The following is a 228-nucleotide window of genomic DNA, read 5'->3' on the forward strand; positions in this document are numbered from 1 at the left end:
GCAGTCTGATTTCTATTCGCGGTGAGTATGGCGTGCCCGAGGCGTTCCTTCTTTTCTCCGTAGAAAACATATACGTACTGGATTTCCAACCCTGGCGTTGCCTCCAGATGATTCTCCATTACATCAGTCTTCGGCAGCGTCGACACCGGGATATCAGTCTTGGCGTAAATATACTCATGCCGAGCATCTTCAAGCATGGATTTTATGAACAAGCCCCCTGCCCGGATT

The 228-nt window shown here is 49.6% G+C and carries 1 protein-coding gene; it reads right to left on the reverse strand.

From position 1 onward, the window contains the following. Window positions 1–197: hypothetical protein (locus ACR6JA_RS23350; protein ID WP_494599930.1), on the reverse strand; the 197-nt coding region annotated here is incomplete at its 3' end. Window positions 198–228: the final 31 nt, after the last annotated feature.

It is taken from the genome of Cedecea sp. B1(4) (genome assembly GCF_059414925.1).